The sequence below is a fragment of the Actinacidiphila yanglinensis genome, from assembly GCF_900107965.1.
GTDB classification, from domain to species: domain Bacteria; phylum Actinomycetota; class Actinomycetes; order Streptomycetales; family Streptomycetaceae; genus Actinacidiphila; species Actinacidiphila yanglinensis.
Genome location: NZ_FNVU01000006.1, coordinates 367,503 through 390,504, shown reverse-complemented (window position 1 = coordinate 390,504; position 23,002 = coordinate 367,503). Strand labels below are relative to the sequence as shown.

Below are 23,002 nucleotides of genomic sequence, written 5' to 3'. Positions count from 1 at the left end.
GGCGCCCGGTGGCACGCGTGCCCTGTCGGCCGGGCGGAGCACTCGGCCGGCCCGGGTGCGGCGGCGGGACCCGTAAGCTTTTCGCCGTGAACGTCCCCTCCTCAGGGCCGCTGCCTTCCGCCCGCATGTCGACCGCGGACATCCGCGAGGCCAACGTGGGCGCCGTCTGCCGGCTCCTGCGGGAGCGCGGCGGGCTCACGCGCGCGGAGCTGGGGCGGCTGAGCGGCCTGACCCGACCGACGATCCTGGCCGTGGTGCAGCAGCTCGTCGCGGACGGGCTGGTCGTCGAGGAGGGGCAGGTCAAGGCCGCGTCCGGCGGCGGGCGCCCCGGTTCGCTGCTGCACTTCCGCTCCCGCGCGCGGGTGGTGGCGGCCGTCCGGATGCGAGGCGCCCAGTTCGAGGTCACGATCGCGGACCTGGCCGGCGTGGTCCTGGCCGACAGCCTCGTCCCCGCAGTGGCCAAGACCGCGGACTGGACCGACGTGGTCGCGGCCTTCGCCGCGCAGATCACCGGACTGCGCGCGGCGCGCCCGGACTTCGGCCCGCTGGCCGCGGTCGCCATGACGCTGCCCGGCTCGATCGACCGGGCGCGGGGACTGTGGACGATGGCCCGGCTCGACGACTGGTCCGACCTGCCCGCCGCCGACGCGCTCGCGGCGGCCGTCGGGGTGCCGGTCGGCCTGGTGAACGTCGTCGCCGCCACGCTCATCGGGCAGCTCGCCATGGAGCCGGAGCCGGCCCGGTCGGCCACGCTGGTCTACCTGGGCCGCGGCGTCGGGAGCGCGGCGACCGTCGGCGGACGGCTGATCGACGGGGTGACCGGGAGCGCCGGCGAGCTCGGCCACTGCGTGCTGCCGGGGATCGACGAGCAGTGCCGGTGCGGACGGCGCGGCTGCGTCGAGAGCGTGACGTCGTCGCTCCACCTGAGCCGCGAGTTCGAGCGGATCACCGGCCGGCCCGCGCCGGCCACCCTGGCCGAGATGGAGGCGACCGGCGAGAAGGCGGTCCTCGCCCTGCTCGAACGTGCCGCGTGCCGACTGGCGTTGGCCGCCTCCTGGCAGGTCAACATCATCAACCCGGCCGTCGTCTACTTCGGCGGCAACTCCTTCGCCGACCGCAGCACCTGGTTCTTCGAGCGCTTCGCCGAGGAACTGCGCGCGCTCGCGCACGGGCCGAACTCCGCCGGCCTGGCCGTGCGGCAGCTCTCCTCCACATCGACCGTGCGGGGAGCGATCCAGGTCGCCTCGGAGATGCTCCCCGCGTTCCTGCGGCCGGCCCTGCGCGTGGTGCGCTGACCCGCGCGCGGGGCCGGCCGGCAAGTCAGCCCGCGAGCGGGGGGAAGAACGCCACCCGGGTCAGGAAGTCCCTGACCAGCAGCCGCCAGGCGTACCAGGAGTGGCCGCCGTTGACATAGTCGGGGGAGACCCCGACGCCGACCTGGGTCAGCGTGTTCACCTCGCCGGCGTGGTAGTAGTGGCTCGGGTCCTGCCAGCCGCCGCCCACCATGATGCCGACCTTCTTCATCGCCGCGATCTGCCCGGCGGTGAGCGACGCGGTGTCCGGGAGGGTGAAGTCGCCGTTGATTCCCGGGCTCATGACGCCGTAGTAGGCGAAGTGCGCGGGGTCGTCGAAGAGGAAGGAGTTCGTGATCGACGCGCCGTAGCCCAGACCGCCGATCGCCCGCTGCCCGGCGGAGGTGGACACGCGGTAGTGCGACTCGACGTACGGGATGGCGCTCGCGACGAGGTCGGCGTCGAAGGAGGCGTAGGAGTCCGACGCGGGAAAGCCCTCGGTGTTGGGCATGACCACGACCATCGGCTGGATCTCGCCCGTGCCGATCAGCTGGTCGAGGATGTTGCCGAGGTCGCCCTGGGTGCTCCAGTCCATCTCGTTGCTGCCGCCGCTGTTGAGGTAGACGGTCGGGTAGGGCTTGGCGCGCTTCGGGTCGTAGCCGGGCGGCGTGTAGACGGCGAGGTAGTTCTCTCCGGCCGGCGTGATCGAGGTGGGCGCCGGATACGTCACGTCCCGCAGCGTGCCGTGCTGCTTGCTCGGGCCCTGCCACGCCAGATCGGCGGTCCGGAACGCCGGGTCCGAGGGGACGTAGACCTGGCTGACCGACTCCACGGACCCGGTGGTCCGCGAACCGTGCTGGTTCCAGGGCGGGTCGGCCGGGTCGGACACCTCGGTGCAGCCGCTCTGCGTGGCGCTGCCGCAGTCCACGAAGAAGCCGTAGTTGAAGACGCCCGAGGGCAGCGGGGTCGTGTACGACCAGACCCCGGTGTGCTTGTCCTCCGTCATCGTGGTCACCGGCCAGTTGGCCGCGGAGGAGTTGGGCGAACCGATGGGGATGTCACCGGGCTGCCACTGCGCGGGCGTCGTGCCGGGGGTCTGGACGGTGCTGGTCGACGTGCCGGCGAGTGAGGACAGCTCGTACGGGTTCGCGAAGTACCACTCCCCCTTGATCTGGACGCTCGTGGCGGTGGGCGCCTTGAAGCGGAACGTGACCCGGTAGCCGGTGGGACCCGTCCCCGTGTGCACCACCTGCGGCGCCAGGGCGGTGGCGGCGGCCGGCGCCGAGGAGGACCTGGCGGGCCGCGCCGCCGGGCCGCTCGCCGACGCGTCCTGCGGCGCGAGGCTCAACACCGAGGCCGCGAGCGCGCACAGGCCGATGAGTGTCACACCGGTTCGTCTTCCGTGCCTGGCGTGTTCGGGCATGCCGCATCGTTCCTTTCCTCGGGTCCACGAGCCGCCGGGCGCACGACCCGGGCCGGAACGTGCCCCGGGGAAGAGGGCGGAGCCGCCCGTGACGGCGGCACGGCGGCCACCGGTCGGCGCCGCGCGGCACCGACCGACTGTCGCTACGCACAGTGAGAACTGACGGTCCGTCGGACCATGGTCAACCCCCTTGGTGCTCGTCAATCTAGGGTTACGTAATGAGGTTGTCAATATCCTGGGCCGGGCCGCCGAGGAGGTGTCCGAGACGCCCACCGGCCGTGGCGCCGCCTCCCGCACGGCAGTTGCCGGGGCCGGAGCGGCGGGGCGAGGATGGTGCGGAGGGGTGCCGCGCGAGGCGGTCGCCGATGCCGGAGCCCGGCCGCCGGCGGGTCGTGGGCGCTCGGGGTGCACCGGCAACAGGTCGACATCTCTTGAACGGAGCACGGAGCGCCCCGAGTCGAGCAGCCGCCGAACTTCCTGCCGTGTCCATTGACATACCGAAATCGCGGGCGTTAGATCTGCCGTGGCCGACGGGCCCACCGCCTCCAAGTCATGAACACGGGACGTGATCAGCCCGTTCGCCCCCAGGGAACCGTACGACCGCGCGACCGCATGTCAGGAGTGGTCGACGGCGGTCAGCGAACCCTGCGCCTCCACGCACGATCGTTGCCAGGTCGATCGAAAGGCGAAGCAGTGACTCCATGTCGTGAACTCCCCTCATCGCCCGGGACATCCGCACCGCGCACCGCGAGCCGGACCCGATCGGGGCCGGACCGGGGCAGGGCAGCGGCCTTGCTGGCCGCGACCGCGGTCCTCTCCGTGGCCTCGGCGCTGGCCGCGGGGCCCGCCCAGGCGAGCACCGGCGGCGCCCCGGCCAAGGCCGCCTCCCTGTCCCCGGAGGTGCGGCACACCGGCACCGGGCCCACCGGATACACCGTCACCTTCCGTTACCGCGACCCCGCCGCGACCCGCGTCCAGATCAAGGGCGAGTGGTCCTTCTCGGACGCCGCGCACTCCAGCCCCACCTCGTCCCAGGGCCTGCTGCCCTCGCAGTGGACCAAGGGCGACTTCCCGATCGCGTACCCCAACGCCACCGCCGCCAACTGGCCGGTGCTGGACCTGAAGAAGGGCGGGGCGGGCGTCTGGTCGCTGACCCTCCCGCTGCCGTCGGGCACCTTCACCTACGGCTTCTTCGTGAACTGCGCCAGCGACACGGGAGCCGGCTGCACCGAGCTGGCCGACCCCGCCAACCTGCCCTGGAACGTGGCGAACGGCGCCAGTACGGGATCGGTGGAGCCCGACAGCGAGGTCTACGTGCCCTCCGACCGAAGGTTCGGCAGCGCCGACTTCAGCTGGCAGGCGCCACTGGCCGGGAAGAAGCAGGGCCGGCTGGTCGACGTCTCCTACCCGTCCCCGCAGTCGACCTCGCCCGCGGGCACCCACCCGCTGGTGGTGTACACCCCGCCCGGCTACGACCCCGCGCGCAAGCAGCCCTACCCGACGCTCTACCTCAGCCACGGAGGCGGCGGCCAGGAGGTCGACTGGTCCACGCAGGGCGCGGCCGGGAACATCCTCGACCAGCTCATCTCTTCCGGCCAGGCACAGCAGATGGTCGTCGTCATGACGAACTTCAACGGCCTGGCCGACGGCAACGAGGGCTACGCCGACGACGTCGTCGACAACGTCATCCCCTACGTCCAGTCCCACTACAACGTCTCGCCGAACGCCGCCGACCGGGCCCTCGCCGGCCTGTCCGCGGGCGGTTCACGGGCCAACACCCTGCTCTTCGACCACACCGCCGAGTTCGGCTACTACAGCATCATGAGCACCGGCGGCGGGGTGCCCACCAGCGTCACCGCCGACCAGGTCACCGCCCTGCGCGCGCTGTCGGGAATCCAGATCGGCGGCGGCCTCCAGGACCCGATCCGCGCGAACACCCTCGGGGAGCAGTCCCTCCTCACCTCGGCGGGGGTGCCGTTCACCGACGACTCCGTCAACGGCGGCCACGAATGGTACGTCTGGCGCATCCTGCTGCACGACTTCGTCTCCCAGCAGGCGTTCAAGACCACCACCACCTCCCTGTCGTCCGCGCCCGCCGGGAAGGGCGCGACGGTGACGGCCGCGGTGACGGCCGTGAGCACCGGTCCGGCGGCCACGGGCACGGTCCGCTTCACCGTCGACGGCGTCGCCCGCGGCGGCGCGGTCCGGCTCGTCCACGGCGCCGCGACCCTGCGGGTCGACGGGCTCCAGGGCGGCGGCCACACGGTGACGGCGACCTACTCCGGGGACGCCCTGCACGCCGGCAGCCAGGCCACGACGCACCTGTGACCTGACGTCTCCGAACGGGACGTCCTCGTCCGGGGGTTCGACTCCCGGCGGGGACGTCCCCGCGCCGTCGGTCACGCGGAGGCTCCGATCACGCGGAGGTGCCGGTCACGCGGAGCCGGCCGCTCCGCCGAGGCCCCGGTCACGCCGCCGCGCGGATCAGGTCGACGACCTCCTCGGCCAGGTCGCTCAGCGGGGTGCGGGTACGGCGCAGTACGCCGACCGGCTCGGCGCTCTGCGGGACCGCGACGTCGAGGGGCGCCAGCAGGCCCCGATCGACGTCGAGTTGAGATGCGTGGCGCGAGGTGATCCACACCGCGTCGGACAGCAGGGTCACCGCGCGGGCCAGGGTGAGCGAGGCGGTCTCGGTGCAGCGGGTCGGGGCGTCGGCGCCGACCGACTGCAGGAACGCGTCGGCCTGCAGGCGCGGCGCCGTGCCGGGACCCGGCACGACCAGCGGGTAGTCGAGCAGCGCGGACGCGGGCACGGGCCGGTCCGGGCCGGTGGCCAGGGGGTGCTGCGGCCGTGCGACGACGGCGAGCGACTCGGTGTAGAGGAGCTCGAAGGAGATCCCGCGCATGGCGCCCGGCTCGGCCATGCGGCCGATCGCGCACTCGATCCGCCCGGCGGTGAGCGCCGCCACCAGCTCCGGATTCGACGCGGACAGCACCTGGACCCAGGCGTGCGGCCGCGCGCGGTGCAGCCGCACGAGCGCCCGCGGCAGCAGCCCGCCGGCGACCGTGGGCAGGGCACCGATGCGCAACGGCGCGATGCCCGGGGCGGATTCGCGGGTCAGCGCCTGGGACGCCGATTCCATGGCCCGGGTCACCTCCAGGGCGTGCCGCAGGAAGCGGGACCCGTCCTCGGTGAGGGAGGCCCCCGCGCGTCCGCGGTCGACCAGGCGGCGGCCGGCGACGAGTTCGAGTTCGGCCAGGGTCTTGGACACCGCCGGCTGGCTGAGGCGCAGCCGCGTCGCCGCACCGGCCAGGGTGCGCTCCTCGGCGATGGCCACGAAGCACGTCAGGTGGCGCAGCCGGATACGGGAGAGCGCCGTCGACGGGAGCGGGACCGGCGCGGAGGGCTCTTGCATAACCTGACGTTATGCAAGTGGGCTCATCTCGTCAATTCTCCTCGATTCCCATCACCTCCGTTCATCCCTAGGCTCGACCCGTCCCCAAGGTGAGGAGAGCGCCATGGCGCGCATCATCGGCGGCGTCGCCACGTCGCACACCCCGACCATCGGCTTCGCCCACGACCGGAACACGAAGGACGGCGGCTCGCCGAACCAGGACCAGGACCGGATCCTGGACGCCTTCGCCCCGGTGCGGCAGTGGCTCGCGGAGCAGCGGCCGGACGCGGTGGTCTACGTCTTCAACGATCACATGACCTCCTTCTTCTTCGACCACTACTCGGCGTTCACCCTCGGGGTCGGCACCGAGTACGCGGTCGCCGACGAGGGCGGCGGCGCCCGCGCGCTGCCCCCGGTCCCTGGCGAGCCCGCGCTGGCCCGGCACATGGCCACGAGCCTGGTCACCGACGAGTTCGACATGGCCTGGTTCCAGGACAAGCCGCTGGACCACGGCTTCTTCTCGCCGATGTCCGTGCTGTTCGACCGGGCCGGCGGCGAGTGGCCCGTGCCGGTCGTGCCGCTGCAGATCGGTGTCCTGCAGTTCCCGATCCCCACCGCGGCCCGCTGCTACAAGCTCGGGCAGGCGATCCGGCGCGCGGTGACGAGCTACCCGGAGGACATCTCCGTCGCGGTGATCGCGACCGGCGGGCTCTCCCACCAGGTCCACGGCGAGCGGGCCGGGTTCAACAACCCGGAGTGGGACCACCGGTTCCTCGACGCCCTCACCGCGGAGCCGGAGGCGCTCGCGGAGATGACCCACGCCGAGTACGCCACCCTGGGCGGCCTGGAGGGCGCCGAAGTCATCATGTGGCTGGTGATGCGCGGCGCCCTCGCCTCCAACGTGCGCAGGGTGCACAGCTCGTACGACCTGCCGTCGATGACCGGGATCGCGACGCTCGTGCTGGAGAACCCGGACATCGAGGTGCCCACGGAGGCCACCGAGCGCCACCGGGCGCGGATGGCCGAGCAGTTGGCCGGGATCGAGCGCCTGCCGGGTACCTACCCGTACGACATCGCCACCGGCGTGAAGGCGTACCGGCTCAACAAGTACCTGCACGGCATGGTGCACCGGGAGCACCGCGAGCGTTTCCTCGCCGACCCGGAGACGTCCTTCGAGGAGGCCGGCCTGACCGCGCAGGAACGGGACCTGGTCCGCCGCCGCGACTGGAGCGGCCTGATCCACTACGGCGTCATCTTCTTCATGCTGGAGAAGCTCGGCGCGGTCGTCCGCGTGTCCAACCCCGAGATCTACGCGGCGATGCGGGGGGAGAGCCTGGAGGAGTTCCTCGCCACGCGGAACACGGCGATGCTCTACTCCGTCAGCGGCGAGTGACGGGCTCCCGGCACCCGCGGGGCACGGCTCCTCAACGGCCCTCGTCCGGGCGGCCGTTCCCCTCCCGCGCCTGCTGAGCCTCCTCGGCGGCCCGCTCCAGCGCCGGATCCGCACCGAGCTTGCGGCTGACCGGATCGTGCAGGCGGTTCATCGCCGCGTCCAGGCCGCGGTCGACGTCGGCGTCCGCGCGGCCGCCCACCCGCCGCGCCTTGCGCACCAGCCACGCGAAGACGTATCCGACCGCCACGTCGACACCTGTCATACCGCCCCCTCACGGCCGTGTGATGCTCCGTCAGAGCATCGGCTCGGCCGACCCGCCGCGCCGACCCCGGCAGGCCGGGAGGCGGCCCACCCTTCGGGGCTCCGGCCCGCCAAGGCTCCGGAGAGCATCCGCCGCCCGTCACTCGTACCGGTACTTCAGCGACTCCGCCTCCGCCCGCTCGATGTCCGCGATCGTCAGCTCCGGCCTGCGCAGCTGAGCCAGCGTCACCTCGGCCGAGGCCGGCTGGGCGTCCGCCGGCAGCCACTGCTCCGGCTTCCATGCCGCGCTGCGCAGCAGCGACTTGGGGCAGTGCGGGTAGACCTCCTCGATCCCCAGCACCAGCGCGCTGGCCGGCGGCTTGCCCACGGCGGTCAGCTGCGACAGCAGCTCCTGGCGGGTGGAGACGCAGGCCCGGCCGTTCATCCGCAGCGTCGTGGTGCGACCGGGGATGACGAACAGCAGCCCGGCCCGTCCGGTGGCGATGATGTTCTGCAGGGTGTCCAGGCGCTTGTTGCCGGTCGCGTCCGGTATCGCCACCGTCCGGCTGTCCAGGACGGCGACGAACCCGGCGGGGCCGCCGCGCGGGGAGACGTCGCAGTGGCCCTCGGCGTCCGCGCTGGCGACGAGAACCAGCGAGGAGCAGGCGATCAGCCGCTGGGTCTGCTCGGTCAGTTCGGTCATCTGCTTGCGCACGGCCGCGTCGCTGGGAAGCGCGTAGACCCGGCGCAGCGCCTCCTGGTCGGACACGGCGTCGTGGCGGAGCGAGTCGAAAGCGCTGCCGGCGAGGGATGCTGTCATGCCCCCGACCCTAATGCGGCGGCCGGGGATCGTCCCTGGTCCGCCCGCCCGCGCCGCTCGGAACGGGCGGGTCGGCGCGGCCCGGTCGCTACTTGACGGTCATCGCGGGCTGCACCCCGGCGATGCAGCAGACCGCGAAGTAGAGCAGGATCGGGTGCGTGTACGGGACGTCCTGGTCGGACGCGTGCACCCGGCCGTAGCCGTCGGGGCCGCCGTCCTCGGGGTCGTACGCCGGGACCAGGACCGCCGCGTCGACCAGGTAGCGGGTGGTGGACGGCCACTCCACGTCGATGTCCGAGCCGGTGGGCACGATCCACGACCACCGGCTGCCGCGGGTGAACACGCGGCCTGAGCTGGGCAGGGTCTCGAGGATCCGCAGGCCGTGCTCGGCGGAGGTCTCGACCACGTCGCAGCTGAGCCCCGCGGGGAAGCCGGAGGTGGCCGGCACCCGGATGCGCCGGCGGGTGGCCGGCGGGTCGTCGCCGTAACGGTCCCGGCGGTCGCGGCGGGTGTCCCGGGACGGTGCCACGGCCCAGCGGTCCGCCGGGGGAAGGTGCTTCATCGGGGGACCTCCGCTCGCATGGCCGCTCCGCCCGATGCGGTGCCGTCGGCGGGACCGGGGGCAGCGCCGGACGCGGCGGCGCGGCCAGGCTCGGGCACGGTGCCCGACGCGGGAGCGGGGTGGGTGGCGATCGTGGCCCAGGCCGTCCAGCCGCCACCGGGCGTCGGCACGTCGAACCCCCATGCCGTGCTCAGCGCGTCCACGACGACCAGCCCGCGCCCGCACTCGCCCGGCGCCCGGTCGTCGCCGCCGGGATCGCCGTGCCCCTCGGAGGCGACCTCGACGCGGACCTCGGGGCCGACGCAGCGCAACCGGCAGACCACCAGGTCACCGGCCGCGTGCACGATGGCGTTGGTGACGAGTTCGGAGACCACCAGCACGACGTCGTCGCACACCTCGTCGCGCAGGCTCCAACTCGCCAGTGCCGTACGGACCTCCCGGCGTGCCGCGCTCGCCGAGGTCCGGTCGGCGGTGAGGCGGAACACAGCATCTCCCGTGCCGCTCCGGCGCGGTGAGGGGATCAGTGGGGGTCGGATACCCGCTAAAGCTGCCATGTCCGTCGCCTCTCATGGGGCCGCGTGTGTGGGGTCGCGGTAGTGCGAGCGCCCGGCGGCACCGCTGCCGGGTCCGACCGACGGCGTCCTTCTCCGGGTCGGGGCTTCCGCGATGACGACATGGCGGACGACCGGGCGCTGGAGGGTTTTCTGACAACGTAGTCATGCCGCTGATCGGCTACGCCGTCGCTCCTCACTATGGTGCTGATACCCTCAACTCGCAAGCCGCAAAGTGAAATTCGCAGAATGAGCCGAGAGCACGCGGCGCCGCGTGGCACCGGGGCACACCGCGGCCGCAGGGAACTCGCATACGGGGAGGTAGCGCATGGCGGCCACCGACAACGGATGGAGCGGCGGGCCTCCCACGGTGCTGCGGATGATCCTCGGGCGGCAGTTGGAGGAGTTGCGCTCCCGCGCCGGGGTGTCCTTCGAGCAGGCCGGCGAGGTCATCGGCGTCAGCCACTCCACGATCCGCCGGATGGAGCAGGCCAAGGTCGCCCGCCTGCGGCTGTCCGACGTGGAGAAGCTGCTGCGCACGTACGGCATCGAGGAGACCGCGGAGATCGAGGCGTTCCTCGAACTCGCCCGCGAGGCCAACAAGCACGGCTGGTGGCACACCTACCGCGACGTGATGCCCGACTGGTTCGGCGCGTACCTCAGCCTGGAGCAGGCCGCCGTCCACATCCGCGCGTACGAGGCGCAGTTCATCCCCGGCCTGCTGCAGACCGAGGAGTACGCGCGGGCGTTGATGAGCGCCGGCGACCCGCAGGCGCCGGCCGAGGACATCGAGCGCCGGGTCGCCCTGCGGCTGGGCCGCCAGCGCATCCTCACCCGGGAGCGCCCGCCGCTGCTGTGGGCGGTGATGGACGAGACCGTGCTGCACTGGCCGGTCGGCGGGCCGAAGGTGATGCGCGCGCAGATCGACCACCTGCTGGAGATCGGCAACCTGCCCCACGTACGGCTGCAGTTGATGCCCTTCTCCAACGGTCCGCACCCGGCCACCCGGGCCGGCGCCTTCCAGCTCTTCCGCTTCGAGGCCGCCGAACTCCCGGACGTGGTCTACCTGGGCGGCCTGATCGGGTCGAACTACCTCGACAAGCAGGACGACGTCTCCGCGTACCGCGAGGCCATGGACCGGCTCGCCGCACAGGCCGCGCAGGAGAAGAAGACCAAGGCACTGCTCGGTGCCCTACGCAAGGAGCTCTGACGTGGACCACGTGCGCAACGGTATGAGCGCTGCCGACCTCGGGGCCCACGGCTGGTCCAAGCCGTGGAGCGACGACGCCGGCGGGGCCTGCGTCGAGGCGATGAAGCTGCCCGACGGCCGGGTCGCGCTGCGCCAGTCCACCGACCCCGGCGGTCCGGCGCTGATCTACAACCGCCGTGAGATCGAGAGCTTCATCCAGGGCACCAAGGCAGGCGCCGCCGACTTCCTGCTCCAGCCGTGATCCGCGTTCCGGTGCCACCGCGGCCCGCGCGGCCCCGCGCCTCGACGTACCCGCTCTTATCCCCCCGCACGACGCCGCACCCCTACGAGGAATCCGGAGGACCGCGTGCCTGAGAACGGCTGGTCGGCCGACCGCATCGACACCAAGAACCCGCATCCGGCACGGGTGTACGACTACATCCTTGGTGGCAAGGACTACTACCCGCCCGACCGGGAGGCGGGCGACGCCATGGTGGAGGTGTGGCCCGCGATCGTGCCGCACATGCTGGAGAACCGGAAGTTCATGCACCGCGCCACGCGCTACCTGGCGCAGGAGGTGGGCATCCGCCAGTTCGTCGACATCGGCACCGGCATCCCGACCCGGCCGAACGTGCACGAGGTCGCCCAGTCCATAGCCCCCGACGCGCGGGTGGTGTACGTCGACAACGACCCGATCGTGCTCACCCTCTCGGCGGGCCTGTCCTCCAGCACCCCGGAGGGCAGGACGGAGTACATCGAGGCGGACATGCGGGACCCGGCCGCGATCCTCGAGTCGCCGCAGTTCCGCGAGACCATCGACCTCGGGCAGCCGGTGGGGCTGACGATCATCGCGATCGTCCACCTGATCATGGACGAGGACGACCCGGTCGGCATCGTCCGCCGGCTGCTGGACCCGCTGCCGTCGGGCAGCTACCTGGCGATGTCGATCGGCACCGCGGACTTCGCGCCGGAAGAGGTCGGCCGGGTCAACGCCGAGTACACCGCGCGCGGCATGCCCATGCGGCTGCGTGACCGCACCGAGGCGCAGGGGTACTTCGAGGGACTGGAGCTGGTCGACCCCGGGATCACCCAGGTGCACCGCTGGCGCCCGGACGACGCGGTGGACCCGGAGGTACGGGACGAGCAGATCGCGATGTACGGCGCGGTCGCCCGCAAGCCCTGAGCGGTCGGCCCTCCACCCGGCAACCCGGGCCCCCCGGGCGTCTCGCGGACGGCCCCGGGGGAGCCGGGTGTGCTGGTGAAAGGACTGGGGGTCACCTTCCCGGGCGGGTCGGTTCCCCGTCCACCGGGCGCCACAGGCCGTCCGGGTTCGCCTCGGACAGGGGGTCCGGCAGCGTGCCGGCTCAGCCGGGAACGAGCTGCTGGCCGCCGTCGATGTCGTAGGTCCCGCCGGTGAGGGCTTCGTTGCGCATCAGGTGCACCGCCAGCGCGGCCACGTCGTCGGGGCCCACCACCCGCCGGATGGGGAGCTTCGCGCGCAGCTCCTCGCGCCTGGCCTCGAGCTGGTCGCCCAGGAGCGAGGCCGACAGCGGGGTGTCCACGAAGCCGGCCGCGATGAGGTTCACCCGGACCGGCGCCATCTCCAGCGCCAGGTTCGCGACGAGGGCGGGCAGGGCCGCGGTCATGGCGGACATCACCGACAGCCCGACGCCGGGACGGCGGCCGCCGGTGCCCCCGATGTACAGCAGGGTGCCTCCGGCGCGGACCTTGTCGCGGCTGTGGAGCGCGATGCCGAGGGTCAGCGCCATGCGCTCGTCGAAGCCGTGGACGGCGGCGTCGAGATCCATGCCGTCCAACGGCATGTACGAGGGGCTGCCCGCCGTGCTCAGGACGTGGTCGACCGGTCCGGGCAGCTCCTCGAAGAACGCCCGGAGGCGGTCGGTGTCGGTGGCGTCGAACGCCGCCGTGCTGACGGCGCCGACCTCGTCCGCCGCCTGCCGCAGCCGCTCGGGATTGCGCCCGGCCAGGACGACATCCGCGCCCTGCGCGCGCGCCTGGCGGGCGGTCTCCAGCCCGATTCCTGCGCTGCCGCCGATCAGCACCACCGTCTGGCCCGACAGGTCCGCCGGGCGCGGGTTCTTCGGATCGCCTGCTGTTGCGTTCATCGGGTGCACCGCCTCCAAGGACCTTGCCCGCACGCCCCCTTCCGCCATTGTCACGCTTCGGGCCGGTCCGTGCCTGTCCGTCCCGTGGGGCCCGCTCGGGCCTGCCGGGACCGGTCCACGCGGGCAGTCGGGTCGCCCTGCCGCGATGGTGCGAGGGCGGCCCTACGCGCAGGCGGCCGTCGGGGCCTGCGCCTCCTCCAGCATGTGCCGGCGGGCCGCGGCCATCGCCTCGTCCAGCGACTCGCGGGTCCGGAGCAGCTCCGCGATGTGGGCCGAGAGCTTCTCGCGCTCCTGCTCCATCCGCTCCAGGGCGGCCTGGGCGTTGGCGAGGCTCGGCGAGTCCACGCAGGGCAGCAGCTCCAGGATGGTGCGGCTGGACAGGCCCGCGCTGTAGAGGCGCTGCAGGAACAGCACGCGCTCGACGTCGTGCTCGCGGTAGTGGCGCTGCCCCCGGGGGCTGCGCTCGCTCGTGAGCAGGCGCTGCTCCTCGTAGTAGCGCAGCGACCTGACGCTGACGCCGCTGCGCCGGGCGAGTTCTCCGATGCGCATCGCGCCGACCCCCGTCCTCTTCGGTCCGGCCACTCCGCGTGTGAGCGCCGTCACCCGTTGCGGGCTTGTCTCTGACATGGATGTGAGGTTTTAGCGTAGCAGTCGGGCCCGGAATCCGGGGGCCCGCAACTCATCCGAAGAGCATCTGGAGAGGAGAAGTCCCTGATGACGACACTGCTCAGCGGCTACCGGCTCGGCGACCTGGACCTGCCGAACCGCACCGTGATGGCCCCGATGACCCGGGCGCGCGCCGCCGCCGGCGGGCTGGCCACCGCGTCGATGGCGACGTACTACGCGCAGCGCGCCACGGCCGGGCTGATCGTGAGCGAGGGCGTGCAGCCGAGCCTGATCGGCCAGTCCAACCCGGGCACGCCCGGGCTGCACACCGACGCGCAGGAAGCCTCGTGGCGGCAGGTGACCGACGCCGTGCACGGCAACGGCGGCCGGATCTTCGCGCAGCTGATGCACGGCGGACGCGTCTCGCACCCGGACACCACCGGACTCCAGCCGGTCGGGCCCTCGGCGGTGCCCGCCGCCGGGCAGGTGTTCACCCCGACCGGCCCCCAACCCGCCCCGATGCCCCGCGCGTTGGTCGCGCACGAGATCCCCGGCCACGCCGAGTCGTACGCGCAGGCCGCCCGGCGGGCGGTCGCGGCGGGCTTCGACGGGGTGGAACTGCACGGCGCCAACGGGTACCTGATCTCGCAGTTCCTCTCCTCGAACGCGAACCTGCGCACGGACGGCTACGGCGGCTCGGTGGCCGGCCGGATCCGCTTCGCGGTCGAGGCCGCGGCGGCCACCGCCGACGCGGTCGGCCCGGGCCGTACCGGCATCCGGCTCTCGCCCGGCGGCACCTTCTGGGGGGTGCGGGAGACCGAGGTGACCGCGCTGTACACGGCACTGCTGGCCGAACTCGCCCGGCTCGACCTCGCCTACGTGCACGTCGAGGCCACGGCGGACGAGCCGACCCTGGTCGCGCTGCGCCGCGCGTGGCCCGGCGCGCTCATCGTCAACCCGGTCATGCCGATGGGCCCGAAGCAGACCGACCGCGCGGCCGCCGACCGGTGGCTCGGGCTCGGGGCGGAGCTGATCAGCTTCGGCCGCGCCTTCCTCGCCAATCCCGACCTCGTCGAGCGCCTGCGCACCGGGGCGCCGATCGCCCCGGTCGAGGAGTCGACCTACTACGGGGGCGGCGACGCCGGCTACCTGACCTACCCCACGCTCCAGTACGCGGCCGCCGGCTGATCCGCTCGACCCGGTATTGGCCGCCGAGGAGATCTGACGATACGTCACTATCCCTCGACCTGATCGAGGGTCCTACGGTCGCCGCTCATGGCAGCACCGATCGGCACCCAGTCCCGTCAGCCCCCCTCCCCGCCCGCTTCCTCGCGCACGGCCCTTCCCCGGTCGTACCTGTACTGGCTCGCGGGGACCCGGGCGTCCCTGACCGGGGACGCGGCGCTCTCCTTCGCCCTCGGCTGGGCGGCCAGTGCCCACGGCGGGCGCACCGCCGCGCTGGTGCTCACCGCCATCACGCTGCCCCGGACCGTGCTCCTGCTGCTGGGCGGCGCGGTGGGGGACCGCTTCGGCGCGCGGCGCGTGATGATCGCGGGCGACGTGGTGATGCTCGCGGCCGTGCTCGCCCTGGCCGTTGCGGCGTGCGCCTGGGGGGCGCCGCCGGGGATGCTGCTCGGCTTCGCCGTGGTGGTCGGCACCGTCGACGCCTTCTACCTCCCCGCGACGGGGTCCATGCCGAGCCGCCTGGTCGGGCCCGCGCAACTCCCGAGGGCGATGGCCCTGCGGCAGGCCGGCGGCCAACTGGCCGCCCTGCTCGGGGCCCCGCTGGGGGCGGTCCTGGTGGCGGTGGCGGGCCTGAGCGGCACCGCCCTGGTCGACGCGGCCAGCTTCGGCGCGGTCCTGGCCGTCATGGCGCGGCTCCGCCCGGCGGCCGAGGGGGAACGCCCGCCCGGCAACGAGAGCCTGCTCGCGGGGATCGCCGACGGGGTACGGTGCGCCGCGACCGATCCCGTCCTCCGCTCCGCGCTCCTGCTGACGGCGGCGGCCGCGGCGGGGCTGCTGCCGGCGGTGTCGCTGCTCGGCCCGCTGCTGGCCCGCGGGCACGGGTGGGGGCCGGCGACGGCGGGTCTGGTCGCGGCGGGGCAGGGCGCCGGGATGCTGCTGGCCGCGCTGGCGGCCGCCCGGCTGGGCATCATGCGCCGGATCGGCGTGGGCGCGAGCCTGGGCCTGGTGCTCGCCGCGGCAGGACTGGCCGGGCTCGCGGCGGCGCCGGCCCCTGCCGTGGCCGTGGCGGCGGCAGGGGCGGTGGGCGCGGGGTCGGGCGTCTTCGCGTGCCACCTGGCGCCGCTGGTGCTGGCCGGTACCCCGAGAGCGCACCTCTCGCGGGTCCAGTCGCTGCTGGCGCTCGTGCAGAGCCTGGCGCTGGTGGTGGCGAACAACGTGCTGGGCTGGCTCGCGAGCATGTCCGGCGTCGGGTGCGCGCTCGCGTGCTGCGCCGTGCTCGCCGGTGCGGCCGGCGCCGCGGGGTGGTCCTCGGCCCCGCTGCGGGGGGTGCGGCGGGACGCGGCACAGGCCGGTTCGGCGGAGATTCGGCGGCAATCCGGCGGGCGGGGCTCAGGCGGCACCGGTGGTCCGTGAGCGGTCCTCGTGCTGCACGTCCCGGCTGCCCCGCACCCTCATCGCGCCGGTGGCGGAGGGGAATTCCGCCACGGTACCCATTTCCGCCCGCCGCCGGAACTCCTTCGGCGCCTGCGCCCTGTGAGGGAACGCCGCTGTCCGGCGAACGATAAGTCCGGTTGCCGTGTGCACGCGGTCCCGTCGACAGGACAGGGAAAACCCTGTTCCGTTCCCGGCGGATTGCGCGATCACGTTTTCCCGTCCCGTGCCCCGCTCGGCCGTACGTCGTCCCGGCCTGCACGAGCCGCGTGACCTGCGGCCCTCCCGCGGCGGCACCGATCCTCGCGTACGGGTTCCCGGGGACCACGAATTCCAGCCGGCCGTACGGAATTTCCCCCGCTGCCGTCGGGTCATCGGTGCAACGACCGGGAAACTCTTGCGGGTTGTGGGGAAAGGGCAAATCCTGGACGGGCCCGCACCGGACGTGCGGTGATTCTCCGTGCCCGGGGATTCCACTGGAGGGAATTCTGCCATGAGTGTGACAGCAGCACAGGGCTTCTCCGCCGCGGGGCTCGCGGCGGGGATCAAGGCCGACGGCAGCCCGGATCTGGCGCTGGTGGTCAACGACGGACCCGGCACGGCGGCCGCGGGCGTCTTCACCTCCAACCGGGTGAAGGCCGCCCCCGTGGTGTGGTGCGAGCAGGTGCTCGGCGCCGGCCGGGTGACCGCCGTCGTCCTCAACTCCGGTGGCGCCAATGCCTGTACCGGCCCCGAGGGCTTCCAGGACACGGTGGCCACCGCGCGGCGCGCCGCCGAGGTGCTCGGCGGGCGGGACGCCGGCACCGTCGCCGTCGCCTCCACCGGGCTGATCGGCGTGCGGCTGCCGATGGACCGGCTGCTGGAAGGGGTCGAGCAGGCCGCCGCCGAACTCTCGGCGGACGGCGGCGAGCGCGCCGCCGTCGCCATCAGGACCACCGACACCGTGCACAAGACCGCCGCGGTCACGCGGGACGGCTGGACGGTCGGCGGGATGGCCAAGGGCGCGGGGATGCTCGCGCCGGGTCTGGCCACGATGCTGGTGGTGCTGACCACGGATGCCGATCTCGACGCGGGCACCCTGGACAAGGCGCTGCGGGAGTCGACCCGGCAGACCTTCGACCGGATCGACTCCGACGGCTGCATGTCCACCAACGACACGGTGCTGCTGCTCGCTTCGGGCGCGTCCGGCGTCGTCCCGGAGTACGACGCGTTCGCCGAGGCGGTGCGCGCCGTGTGCGGGGATCTGGCCGGGCAACTCCTCGCCGACGCCGAGGGCTCCTCCAAGGAGATCCGGATCGAGGTGGTGAACGCCGCGACGGAGGACGACGCCGTCGAGGTCGGCAGGGCCGTCGCGCGCAGCAACCTGCTCAAGTGCGCGGTGCACGGGGAGGACCCGAACTGGGGCCGGGTGCTGTCCGCGATCGGCACCACCTCCGCCGCGTTCGACCCGGACCGGCTCGACATCGCCATCAACGGCGTGTGGGTCTGCAGGGAAGGCGCGGTGGGGGAGGACCGGGACACCGTGGACATGCGCGACCGGAAGGTCGTCATCACCGCCGACCTCGCGTCGGGCAGCGCGTCGGCCACCATCTGGACCAACGACCTGACCGCCGCGTACGTCCACGAGAACAGCGCCTACGCGTCATGAGGGGCGTGGAGCACCCCGCGCTGGCCAAGGCGCGGTCCGTCGTCGAGGCACTGCCCTGGCTGATCCGCCTCCAGGGCGAGCTGGCCGTCATCAAGCTCGGCGGCAACGCCATGGTGGACGACGCGCTGAAGGCGGCGTTCGCGCAGGACGTGGTGTTCCTGCGGCACGCCGGGCTGAAGCCGGTGGTGGTGCACGGCGGTGGCCCGCAGATCAGCGCGCAGCTCGCACGCCACGGCCTGGTCAGCGAGTTCAGGGCGGGGCTGCGGGTCACCACGCCCGAGGCGATGGACGTGGTGCGGATGGTGCTGGCCGGGCAGGTGCAGCGCGAGCTGGTCGGCCTGATCAACCGGCACGGACCGTTCGCCGTCGGGATGACGGGCGAGGACGCGGACACCCTCACCGCGGTCCGGCACCTGCCGGAGGTCGACGGCGAGCGGGTGGACATCGGCCGGGTCGGCGAGATCACGGCGGTGAACGGCACGCTCGTCCGCGCGCTGGTCGCGGACGGCCGGATCCCGGTGGTGTCCTCCATCGCCCGCAGCGCCGAGGACGGCGAGGTCCACAACGTCAACGCCGACACCGCCGCGGCCGCGCTCGCCGCCGCCCTCGGCGCCCGGTCGATGGTCATGCTCACCGACGTCGCCGGCCTGTCCGCGACGTGGCCGTGCGGGGACGACGTCATCGGCCGGCTCACGGCGAGCGAGCTGGAGAAGCTGCTGCCGGAACTCGCCGGCGGGATGCTCCCCAAGATGGCGGGCTGCCTGCACGCGGTGCGCCACGGGGTCGGCAGCGCACGGGTGATCGACGGGCGGATCCCGCACTCCGTCCTCCTGGAGATGTTCGGCGACGGGGACATCGGCACCTTGGTCGTGCCGGACGACGACGTCAGGCCGCCCGTCCCCGAGCCCGCCGCCGTCTGGAGCTGAGCGACGAGTCGATCGTCGAACCGGGTGCCGGGTCGGGTGCCGGCCCCGCCGCGTCGGGTGCGGCGCGCGCCGAGGCCCGGGTCGTCACGCCGCGGGCATCGGGTGGCGTACGAGGTAGCCGGCCACGGTCGTCGCCACCACGATCACGCAGGCCACGAAGATCACGCCGGCCGAGCGCAGCCCCACCGCGACCGCCAGCGCGCCGATCCCGACCACCGGCACGGAGATGCCGACGTACGCGACCACGAACAGCCCGGAGATCGTCGCGCCGCGCTGCTCCGCGGGAGCGACCCGGCTGACGTTCGCCACCGAGGAGCGGAAGGCGAGGCCCTGGCCGAGCCCGCTGACCACGGCGCCCACGACGAGCACCGGCAGCGACTCCACCAGCAGCGAGCAGCCGATCAGGACCAGACCCACCGTCAGTACCGCGCAGCCCAGCGGCAGCGCGCGCACCGCTCCGGTGCGGCCCATCAGCATCTGCCCGGCCAGCGACGACAGGAAGACCGTCAGGACGATCAGTCCGGAGACGGCGAGGTCGTCCACGTCCAGGTAGACGGCGACGAAGGTGGGGGAGACCGCGGTGAACAGGCCCAGCACGGAGAAGCCGGCGAAGGCGGACAGCGCCGCGGGGACGAACACGCCCCGCGTCCCGGGGGGCACGACCACGCCCTGCGGGCGCAGCGGCGGCCGGGGGTGCTTGACGGCCACGGTCTCGGGCATCGCCCGGATGATGCCGCCGGCCACCACCAGCAGCGCCAGATGGACCAGGTAGGGCAGGCGCAGCGGGTGCGGTTCGTACTGCGCGAGCAGGCCGGCGATCAGCGGTCCGCAGCCCAGGCCGCCCATGTTGGCCGCGGTCGCCGTGAGCGCCGCCCGGCCGTGCTGCCCGGGCGGCGCGAGTTCGGTGACGGCGGCCGTGGCGGCGCCGCTGAAGAGTCCCGCGGCGAAACCCGACAGCAGGCGCCCGACGAAGAGCGCCGGCAGGCCGCCCTCGAACACGAAGCACACCGCGCTCAGCAGGGAGAGGCCCACCCCCACCAGCAGCACCGGCCGCCGGCCCAGGACGTCGGAGAAGTCCCCGGCGACGAGCAGCGCGGCGATGACCCCGCACGCGTAGACCGCGAAGACGACGGTCACGAGGAACTCGGAGAAACCGATCTCCGCGCGGTACAGCCCGTACAGCGGCGTCGGGATCGTGGTGCCGACCATGACGATGGCGAAGGCCAGCGCCGCCAGGGCGTACCACGGCCGTTGTGTCCCGCCGCGGTCGGACGCCATACGGTCACCCTAGGCGATCCCCGCGCCCGGGTTCCGCTGCCCGGGCCAGGCGTGTCCGGCTGCCGCACGCACCAGGAGGTACGCGGTGGCGGCCGGGTGACGGCCGGTCAGCGGGACGGGGTGCGGCGGGTGCGGGAAGCGTCCGGCCGGGGGCGGTCCTTGGCGGGACGAACGCCGCACTTCCCCGGCCGCGTTGCCCCGGGGCCGCGCCCACCGGATGGCCCCTCCGCCGGAACAGACGACCGGAACGGCCCGCCGCTCACCGGTAGTAGCAGCCGCTCGCGGGATACTCGGCCGGGGTGGGCCCTTGCGGTTCCCAGCCGAGCAGCGCGGGTGGCGTCGGCGGAGGCGGCCATGTTCGCCGCGGAGAACCGGGCGAGCCAGCCGAAGTGCTCGCCGGCCCGGTCGGCCGGGACGGACACGACGGAAAGGCCGAGGCCGTTGCCGATCGCCTCGGCGACAGTGCGGGTGGGTAGGCCCGTCTCAGCGGCCGCATGCAGGGTGATGCCCACAGGGGCCTTCCGGTCGAAGGCGAGCCGCACCAGGTCGCCGGCGTCGCCGCGGTGCACCGCGGCCCAGCGGTCGGCCCCCTCGTCGAGCGGGTACGTCGGCCTGGTCCCGCAGCGTCTCGCCGAGCAGCACGGCGGGGCGCTCGGCCTCCGCTGGTTCGCCGTCCCCGCGGAGCCCGCGGTCGACGTGCGGTTGCTCCGGCACGCGCGGCTCGACGCCGATCCGGCCCAGCGCCGGCTGCGCGAGATGATCCGCGCGGCGCTCGACCGGGGGTGACCGCGGCCTGACCGGCGGCTCCGGGCCGTCAGCCGAGCAGGCGGTCGACCAGGCCCGCCACGTACTCCGGGGTGAGCGGGCCCGCGCCGAACAGGACGCGGATGTACATCGGGGCCATGACGTGGTCGAGGACGGTCAACGCGTCGAGATGCCGCTCGCCGCGCGCGGGCGCCCGGTCGAGCATGGACTGCATCTGCCGGGCGCGTTCGGCGAGGAAACTGTCGCGCAGCCGCAGGCCCTCGGGTCCGGAGCCGGACAGGGCGACGGTCAGGCGGAGCACGGCCAGCCCCTCGGGTCCGCTGATCTCGCGGGCCACGGCGGCCGCGTAGGTGTGCAGGTCCCCGGCCAGGTCCCCGGTGTCGGGCATCGGTGACCGCGCGTTGAGGCGGGTCAGCGTCACGTCGGTGAGCAGCGCTTCGAGGCTGCCCCAGCGGCGGTAGACGGTGGTGTCGGCGACTCCCGCGCGGGCCGCGACCTCGCTGACGGTGAATCCGCCGTAACCGCGCTCGCCCACCAGATCGGTGACGGCCTGATGCACCGCGGCGCCGACGCGGGCGCTGCGTCCGCCGGGCCGCCGGGTGCGCTGTTGCTCGTCCATGCCTCTCACCTTAAAGCAGTCCGCACTTGCGTTTGTGCATCGAGCCCCTCTACGGTCCTCCTTAACGCAGTCGATGGCTGCTTTAAGTGGGAGGGAACGTCATGCTCGTGGTGACCTGTCTGGGGCAGTTCATGGTGCTGCTGGACAACACGATCGTCGGCGCGGCACTGCCCGACATGCAGCACCGCTTGGACGCGGGACTGACCGGCCTGCAGTGGATCGTCGACGCCTACGTCCTGCTGGTCGCCATGCTGCTGCTGTCCGGCGGCGTCCTCGCGGACCGCTTCGGCCGCAAGCGCGTGTACCTGAGCGGTGTCGCGGTCTTCACCGCCGCGTCCGCGCTGTGCAGCGTCGCCCCCTCCGTCGGCTGGCTGGTGGCCGGGCGGGTGCTGCAGGGGGTCGGGGCCGCGGCCGTGAGCCCCGCCTCGCTCGCGCTGCTAGTGGCCGCGCATCCGGCCCCGCAGGAACGGGTCAGGGCGATCGGGCTGTGGGCCGGGCTCAGCGGCACCGGGCTGGCCGCCGGGCCCGTGGCCGGCGGCGTCCTGGCGCAGGCGTTCGGCTGGCCCGCGATCTTCCTGGTCAACGTGCCCATCGGGGTGATCCTGCTGGTGGCCGGGCGGCGCGTCCTGAAGGAGTCCCGCAACCCTGACGCCCGCGCCCTCGACGTTCCGGGCACGACCCTGTCCGTCCTCGGCGTCGGCACCCTGGCCTACGCCCTGATCGAAGGCGGCTCGCGCGGCTGGACCTCACCGGTGATCCTCGGTGGCTTCGCCGCGGCGGCCGTCCTCCTCGCCGCGTTCGTCGCCGTGGAGCGGCGGCACCCCGCACCCATGCTGCCCCTGGGCCTGTTCCGCAGGCGGCTGTTCACCGTCTCCAACGCGGCGATGGTCGTGGTGGGGTTCGCGCTCATGGGCGCGTCGTTCTTCTTCTCGCAGTTCTTCGTGTACGTCCAGGGCAGTTCGATCCTGCGGGCCGGGCTCCAGACCCTGCCCACCACCCTCGCCATGGTCGTCGTCAGCCCCTTCGCGGGCCGCCTCGCCGCCAGGTACGGCTACCGGTCCGTCGTCACCGTCGGCCTGGCACTGGCCGGGCTCGGACTCCTCGCGCTGGGCGGGGTGCACGCCGACACCGGTTACGCGAACGTATGGTGGCGGCTCGCCGCGGCCGGCGTCGGGTTCGCCCTGGCCCTGTCCCCGCTGACCGGCGCCGCGATCCAGGCGGTCGACCCGCGGGAGGGCGGGCTCGCGTCGGGCGTCAGCAGCACCACGCGGCAGATCGGCGCGGTGCTCGGCGTGGCGGTGCTCGGGGCCGTGGTCCGCGGCCGGCAGTCCGGCGGCGCTTCCTTCGGGGCCGGTCTCGACAGCGCCTTCGCCGTGGCCGGAGCCGTCACCCTGGCCGCCGCGGTGGGCACCGGCCTGTGGCTGGTGAAGGGCCGGCCGTCGTCCGCGTCCGCGCAAGCGCTGGAGCGACGCCCCGACCTCAGCGCGCGGCGCACTCCGTGAACCCCCTCCAGGCGCCGGCCGGGCGGGACTTCGCGAAGCCGCACGACAGGCC

22 protein-coding genes are annotated in these 23,002 nt (G+C 73.5%); 12 read left to right on the top strand and 10 right to left on the bottom strand.

Annotated elements, in window-relative coordinates; genetic code table 11:
- Positions 1-86: 86 nt before the first annotated feature.
- Positions 87-1,295: an ROK family transcriptional regulator gene (locus C4U44_RS16680; protein ID WP_146088277.1), complete on the top strand. Its 1,209-nt coding sequence runs from the start codon at positions 87-89 to the stop codon at positions 1,293-1,295.
- 25 nt (positions 1,296-1,320) lie between these two features.
- On the opposite strand, the gene C4U44_RS16675 is transcribed toward C4U44_RS16680, so the two are convergent.
- Entirely contained in the window at positions 1,321-2,679 is a 1,359-nt protein-coding gene (locus tag C4U44_RS16675; RefSeq protein ID WP_103886582.1) for an alpha/beta hydrolase-fold protein, read from the bottom strand.
- An 828-nt stretch (positions 2,680-3,507) separates the two neighbouring features.
- Here C4U44_RS16675 and C4U44_RS16670 point away from each other — a divergent pair.
- Complete coding sequence (locus C4U44_RS16670) at positions 3,508-5,043, top strand: alpha/beta hydrolase-fold protein (protein WP_160145048.1); 1,536 nt, start codon at positions 3,508-3,510, stop codon at positions 5,041-5,043.
- A gap of 139 nt (positions 5,044-5,182) precedes the next feature.
- Here C4U44_RS16670 and C4U44_RS16665 read toward each other — a convergent pair whose 3' ends face one another.
- A complete protein-coding gene (locus tag C4U44_RS16665) occupies positions 5,183-6,130 on the bottom strand; it encodes a LysR substrate-binding domain-containing protein (RefSeq protein ID WP_103886580.1) in 948 nt (315 codons plus the stop codon).
- A 103-nt stretch (positions 6,131-6,233) separates the two neighbouring features.
- Between C4U44_RS16665 and C4U44_RS16660 the strand changes: the two genes are divergently transcribed.
- Positions 6,234-7,502 (top strand): gallate dioxygenase, encoded by a 1,269-nt coding sequence (locus C4U44_RS16660; protein WP_103886579.1) that lies wholly within the window; start codon positions 6,234-6,236, stop codon positions 7,500-7,502.
- A gap of 31 nt (positions 7,503-7,533) precedes the next feature.
- Here the strand turns inward: C4U44_RS16660 and C4U44_RS16655 are convergent, their stop codons facing one another.
- The 4 genes from C4U44_RS16655 to C4U44_RS16640 form a co-directional block, all read right to left on the bottom strand.
- The gene (locus C4U44_RS16655) at positions 7,534-7,764 is read right to left on the bottom strand and encodes a hypothetical protein (protein WP_103886578.1); all 231 of its coding nucleotides are present in this window, start codon (positions 7,762-7,764) and stop codon (positions 7,534-7,536) included.
- Between the two features lie 138 nt (positions 7,765-7,902).
- On the bottom strand, positions 7,903-8,562 hold the full coding sequence (locus C4U44_RS16650; protein ID WP_103886577.1) for an MSMEG_1061 family FMN-dependent PPOX-type flavoprotein: 660 nt from the start codon (positions 8,560-8,562) through the stop codon (positions 7,903-7,905).
- 88 nt (positions 8,563-8,650) lie between these two features.
- Positions 8,651-9,124 (bottom strand): hypothetical protein, encoded by a 474-nt coding sequence (locus tag C4U44_RS16645; protein WP_103886576.1) that lies wholly within the window; start codon positions 9,122-9,124, stop codon positions 8,651-8,653.
- Positions 9,121-9,609 (bottom strand): ATP-binding protein, encoded by a 489-nt coding sequence (locus tag C4U44_RS16640; RefSeq protein ID WP_160145047.1) that lies wholly within the window; start codon positions 9,607-9,609, stop codon positions 9,121-9,123. The genes C4U44_RS16645 and C4U44_RS16640 overlap by 4 nt, the downstream gene beginning before the upstream one ends.
- Before the next feature lie 394 nt (positions 9,610-10,003).
- Here C4U44_RS16640 and C4U44_RS16635 point away from each other — a divergent pair, with 394 nt between their 5' ends.
- From C4U44_RS16635 to C4U44_RS16625, 3 genes are all read left to right on the top strand, one after another.
- Positions 10,004-10,885, top strand: a complete 882-nt coding sequence (locus tag C4U44_RS16635) for a helix-turn-helix domain-containing protein (protein WP_103886574.1) — start codon at positions 10,004-10,006, stop codon at positions 10,883-10,885.
- A gap of 1 nt (position 10,886) precedes the next feature.
- Complete coding sequence (locus tag C4U44_RS16630) at positions 10,887-11,126, top strand: DUF397 domain-containing protein (RefSeq protein ID WP_235032136.1); 240 nt, start codon at positions 10,887-10,889, stop codon at positions 11,124-11,126.
- A gap of 105 nt (positions 11,127-11,231) precedes the next feature.
- The gene (locus C4U44_RS16625) at positions 11,232-12,047 is read left to right on the top strand and encodes an SAM-dependent methyltransferase (protein ID WP_103886573.1); all 816 of its coding nucleotides are present in this window, start codon (positions 11,232-11,234) and stop codon (positions 12,045-12,047) included.
- A gap of 181 nt (positions 12,048-12,228) precedes the next feature.
- Here C4U44_RS16625 and C4U44_RS16620 read toward each other — a convergent pair whose 3' ends face one another.
- Positions 12,229-12,990: an SDR family oxidoreductase gene (locus C4U44_RS16620; protein WP_103886743.1), complete on the bottom strand. Its 762-nt coding sequence runs from the start codon at positions 12,988-12,990 to the stop codon at positions 12,229-12,231.
- A 162-nt stretch (positions 12,991-13,152) separates the two neighbouring features.
- Complete coding sequence (locus C4U44_RS16615; protein WP_103886572.1) at positions 13,153-13,539, bottom strand: MerR family transcriptional regulator; 387 nt, start codon at positions 13,537-13,539, stop codon at positions 13,153-13,155.
- A gap of 165 nt (positions 13,540-13,704) precedes the next feature.
- Between C4U44_RS16615 and C4U44_RS16610 the strand changes: the two genes are divergently transcribed.
- The 4 genes from C4U44_RS16610 to argB all read left to right on the top strand — a co-directional run bounded on the left by C4U44_RS16610 (position 13,705) and on the right by argB (position 18,786).
- Positions 13,705-14,784, top strand: a complete 1,080-nt coding sequence (locus C4U44_RS16610; protein ID WP_103886571.1) for an alkene reductase — start codon at positions 13,705-13,707, stop codon at positions 14,782-14,784.
- An 87-nt stretch (positions 14,785-14,871) separates the two neighbouring features.
- On the top strand, positions 14,872-16,194 hold the full coding sequence (locus C4U44_RS16605; RefSeq protein ID WP_103886570.1) for an MFS transporter: 1,323 nt from the start codon (positions 14,872-14,874) through the stop codon (positions 16,192-16,194).
- Positions 16,195-16,705: 511 nt separating this feature from the next.
- On the top strand, positions 16,706-17,860 hold the full coding sequence (gene argJ, locus C4U44_RS16600; protein WP_103886569.1) for a bifunctional glutamate N-acetyltransferase/amino-acid acetyltransferase ArgJ: 1,155 nt from the start codon (positions 16,706-16,708) through the stop codon (positions 17,858-17,860).
- Positions 17,857-18,786: an acetylglutamate kinase gene (gene argB / locus C4U44_RS16595; protein ID WP_103886568.1), complete on the top strand. Its 930-nt coding sequence runs from the start codon at positions 17,857-17,859 to the stop codon at positions 18,784-18,786. Before argJ ends, argB begins: the two co-directional genes overlap by 4 nt.
- Before the next feature lie 84 nt (positions 18,787-18,870).
- Here the strand turns inward: argB and C4U44_RS16590 are convergent, their stop codons facing one another.
- Positions 18,871-20,064 carry an MFS transporter gene (locus C4U44_RS16590; RefSeq protein WP_103886567.1) on the bottom strand — a complete coding sequence of 398 codons (1,194 nt, stop codon included), beginning with the start codon at positions 20,062-20,064 and terminating at the stop codon, positions 18,871-18,873.
- 504 nt (positions 20,065-20,568) lie between these two features.
- On the opposite strand from C4U44_RS16590, the gene C4U44_RS16585 reads away from it, so the two are divergent.
- Positions 20,569-20,850 carry a type 2 periplasmic-binding domain-containing protein gene (locus tag C4U44_RS16585; protein ID WP_200823274.1) on the top strand — a complete coding sequence of 94 codons (282 nt, stop codon included), beginning with the start codon at positions 20,569-20,571 and terminating at the stop codon, positions 20,848-20,850.
- A 28-nt stretch (positions 20,851-20,878) separates the two neighbouring features.
- Here the strand turns inward: C4U44_RS16585 and C4U44_RS16580 are convergent, their stop codons facing one another.
- Positions 20,879-21,448, bottom strand: a complete 570-nt coding sequence (locus C4U44_RS16580; RefSeq protein WP_103886566.1) for a TetR/AcrR family transcriptional regulator — start codon at positions 21,446-21,448, stop codon at positions 20,879-20,881.
- 101 nt (positions 21,449-21,549) lie between these two features.
- On the opposite strand from C4U44_RS16580, the gene C4U44_RS16575 reads away from it, so the two are divergent.
- The gene (locus C4U44_RS16575) at positions 21,550-22,950 is read left to right on the top strand and encodes an MFS transporter (protein ID WP_103886565.1); all 1,401 of its coding nucleotides are present in this window, start codon (positions 21,550-21,552) and stop codon (positions 22,948-22,950) included.
- Positions 22,951-23,002: the final 52 nt, after the last annotated feature.